Source organism: Streptomyces sp. NPDC127106, assembly GCF_042677605.1.
Classification (GTDB): Bacteria; Actinomycetota; Actinomycetes; order Streptomycetales; family Streptomycetaceae; genus Streptomyces.
Genome location: NZ_JBHXTC010000123.1, coordinates 1 through 3,807, shown reverse-complemented (window position 1 = coordinate 3,807; position 3,807 = coordinate 1). Strand labels below are relative to the sequence as shown.

Annotated in this window: 3 protein-coding genes; 2 read left to right on the top strand and 1 reads right to left on the bottom strand. The window is 66.6% G+C overall.

Annotated elements, in window-relative coordinates; translation table 11 throughout:
* Positions 1-255: 255 nt before the first annotated feature.
* The gene (locus ACFVGY_RS37665; RefSeq protein ID WP_385687078.1) at positions 256-1,416 is read right to left on the bottom strand and encodes an IS701 family transposase; all 1,161 of its coding nucleotides are present in this window, start codon (positions 1,414-1,416) and stop codon (positions 256-258) included.
* A 437-nt stretch (positions 1,417-1,853) separates the two neighbouring features.
* On the opposite strand from ACFVGY_RS37665, the gene ACFVGY_RS37660 reads away from it, so the two are divergent.
* Entirely contained in the window at positions 1,854-2,288 is a 435-nt protein-coding gene (locus ACFVGY_RS37660) for a hypothetical protein (protein WP_385687075.1), read from the top strand.
* 369 nt (positions 2,289-2,657) lie between these two features.
* Entirely contained in the window at positions 2,658-3,194 is a 537-nt protein-coding gene (locus tag ACFVGY_RS37655) for a hypothetical protein (protein ID WP_385687072.1), read from the top strand.
* Positions 3,195-3,807: the final 613 nt, after the last annotated feature.

Below are 3,807 nucleotides of genomic sequence, written 5' to 3'. Positions count from 1 at the left end.
ATCGCCTCGTGCCATGACTGACGGCTTATCAAGGCCGGACCTCATCGCGCAGGCGATCTACCGAACTCGTGATCTGGACTCCAGACACTACCTAGTACTGCAACGACACTCCGTGATGTCCTCTGCTTTTGTAGTGGCTGATGCGGGCTCGGGCCTGGCTTCTTCTGCGCCATAGCGACCAGGCGATGATGTGCTGGACGGTGTGACGGATGGGCGAGGAGATGCGGTTGAAGAGCCGCCGAGCCTCGTTCATAGTCACGGGTATGAGGGACCGATCGCTATCGGTTTCCGGATCCCCTTTTTTGCCTCCGCTCGCAGGATGGCGAGGAAGGCGAGGGCGGCCATGGAGAGGGTCATGTGCCGATACCACGCGGTGTAGCCGCGGACTTGGTAGTGATCGAGTCCGGTCTCGTTCTTGGCGGTCTGGAAACATTCCTCGACCATCCACCGGGCCCCCGCGATCCTCGCAAGTTCCTCCAGCGGAGTACCGGCCGGGCAGAAGCAAATGTAGTAAGCGATGTCCGTGGGATCGCTGAGGCTGCGCCGTGCCAGCAACCAGTGATCCCAGCCAGCCTGCCGCCAGGGCCGGATCGCCGCTGCGGACCAGTCGTACTCACGCGGACCGCGAGCACCATTGCCACAGCTCAGACGGGTCCACGCGTCGTCGGGGAGCTCGCCGATCAGCTTGTGCGCGCGGGCCTGGCCGAAAAACTCCATGGTCATGACCATCTGCGATTTAGGGACGGCGAGAACGTGAGGGATGTCGCGTTCTTCCAGCCACAATCGGATCCGCCCTGCCTGACCGTAGACCTCATCGGCGGTTACCCACCCAAAGGGGATATCGGATTCCATGGCACGCTTCAGCATGCGCAGACCCAACTCCGGTTTGGTGGCGAACTCGACATCGTCGCCGATACCGGCCGCCCGGCACCGCTCGCGGTCCGAAGTCCAATCCTTTGGGAGATATAACTCGCAGTCGATCAGCGCCCGCCCCCGGTCGGACCCGTACGCCAGGAACACCCCGATCTGGGAATTCTCGATCCGGCCGGCCGTTCCCGAATACTGCCGGGCCACACCCGCCGACCGGACCCCCTTCTTCAGGAATCCCGTCTCGTCGAGGATCAGAATTCCCCGTTCCGGATCTCCGATATGCTCCACCACCGCGTCGCGGACGTCGTCACGCAGAGCGTCGCTGTCCCACAGGTAGTGGTTCAACAACCGCTGCATCCCCTGAGGGCCGCCGTCCCCGGCGGCCTCAGCCAGAGTCCAGCCGTTCTTACGTTCCGTCTCGCTGAGCAGTCCCCGCAGGTAGGAGACCATCCGCCGCCGCGGTTCCACCCGGCCGAAGCGGCCCGCGAACCGCACCACGAAGTCATCGAATGCAACTGACCAACCGTCAGCTATCTCTTCAGGCACGCAACGATCAACGATCCCGGGCACACCGCGTCACGGAGTGTCGTTGCAGTACTAGCCGCGGCCGCAGCAGCCATGGCAGCCCGGCGCTGAAACACCGCCACCCCGCAGGGCCACCGCGGCGGTCTGACCCTGAACTCCCGCACACCCCCGCCCGGGCGGCTCGAGTCGGCCCCACTGGTGCAGCAGAGGCTTTCGCTTGCTCCGACAAAAGACGGGCCATGCCAGCACGGGGCCGACTCGAGCCGTCATGCCGGGGAATTGACGCCATTATTCTCGGCAAGGTGGTCGCCGTCCTGCGCGCGCTCTGAGCCCCGTGCGCCGCCGACAGGCTGTTCCCCGCGACACGGCGCACCCGGCTCTCTCATGGGCCAGCAGGAACGCCAGCCAGTACCAGCACGACGACGGGACCCGACTTGACCCTGATGCCTGGAGGACGCGTGCCGGGACGGACCTCGACGGTCCGCCTCACCGGCCACCCCGATCACACCGTGTCCGTCACCTGCAGCACCGCCGCGTGCCGGATGCCGCCCCGCTCGAAGGACACCGCGAGCATGCCCCGCTTCGCCGCGGAACACGCCAAAGCCCACGGACGCCTCGCCGGCGCCCGCCCCAACGCCGCCTGCAGCTGCGGCAGCGCAGGGTGCGCCCTCCACGAAACCCGCGTCCACTGCGCCGGCACCAGCCTGCTGGAACTCGTCCACCACCCGGCCGTCGGCCAGGTCTGGACCCTCGCCGAAGTCTGCCAAGCCTGCGCCCGCTACATCCCCCACATCACCATCCTGGCCCAGGGACCGGCCGAGCCCCCAGACGTGCCTGACCCGCCGATCCCCGTCGGGCCGCCGGCTCCTGTTCCGCCTCTCCGGCGAAGGTGACCGTTCGGCCGGCCGGACAGACGACGCTGACCGCGACGGGTCGGGGCACCCGTGCTCCTCACAGCCCAGGCGAGTGAGTAGGGGTCAGCGCCCCGCGACCCAGATCTCCGTTGAGAGGACGGCCTGACAGGCGACGACGGGGCGGTGAGCGGGCAGAATCACTCTGGTATGAATTCAACATCTCTCCCGGCGCCTGCAACGCCCCGTGTTTCCGCAGGCAAGGGCCGCAAGCAGCCGATTCGATCGCGCGTCAGGCACGGCAGCCCCTCCTGCGCCGACTACGGTTGTATGCGGCCCGAGTGCACAGCTGCGGCCCGCCGGGCCCGTGCCCGGCGTACCAGGGAGCTGAAGGCCGGTCGACCCGCCCGGGTGTCCTCGACCGATGCCGCTTCCCGTGCCTGCCAGTTGCAGGAGACGGGCCTGTCGGCCGCGGATATCGCTGAAATCTCCGGAGTCGCTGTCACTCTCGTCCGGCGCCTGCTCCGCCCGACCGGGCAACGGCCCGCCGTCATCCACCGGGCCACCTCGGAAGCCATCCTCGGCATCCCCCTGACCAGCGTCTTCAGACGGGATCGCCTCCTGCCTGGACTAGTTGGTGCCGACAGAGCCGCCACATACCTGCAGGACCTCGCCGAACGAGGATGGCCAACAAGCTTCCTCGCCGCCCAGCTGGAAACCACCACACACACGCTCGCCGCCATCCGCGCCCGGGAACACCGACGCCTCGCCGTCTCCCTGGACCGCGAGATCCAACGCCTCGCCGCACTCCTGCTCGCGAGCGATCCGGCAGATCACGGCATCGCCGAGCACAGGAGCCGCCGGACACGAACCGCTGCCCTCCAACGAGCTCCACTGGTGAGACCCGCAGGCACATTCCTACAGAATCAGCCGGGGCAGATGCCCTGAGCAGCTCATCCCGCCGCTCTGCGGGAACTTGCCTCGAACAGGGGCGCATCCCAGCCGTCACATCCAGGCGGAGATGCCGCGCCACACGCGAGACAGTGCTGGAGGAGCACGTTGCCGTCGGTGATCGCGTGCCCGCTGTGCCCTCCCGACAGCGAGGTGGGGCTTCTGGAAAGCTGACCAGAGTACGGGGACGCCCGTACCTAAACGGCATGGGCGTACTGCCCGTGCCCACTTACTTCAACGGGCTGGGCCCGGCGGGCTCACCGTATGTGGGCTTGATCCGCTTTGACGGACATCCTCCCGGGGACGAACCCCTGATCTCGAATGTCCGTCAAAGCGGATCAAGCCCAGTGTCGTGTTCCTCGTGCTGTGGGCGGATTGGTCGGCGGGGACTCATCGTTGGTGACGCCCCGCAGTTCCCGCAGGGGACCGGGTGTAATGCTGGTGAGCTCGCGTATTCAACTGTCACCAGTTTCCGGTGGAACCCACCCTGCCGCTGACCGTGTGTGACACCGCGACTCAGAAGGCTTCCGCTTTCCGAACGTAGTCATTGAATTTCCACTGGTCAGGCATGGTTCCGGCTGTCTGGTGGGAGAGACGGCGCATCGTGTTG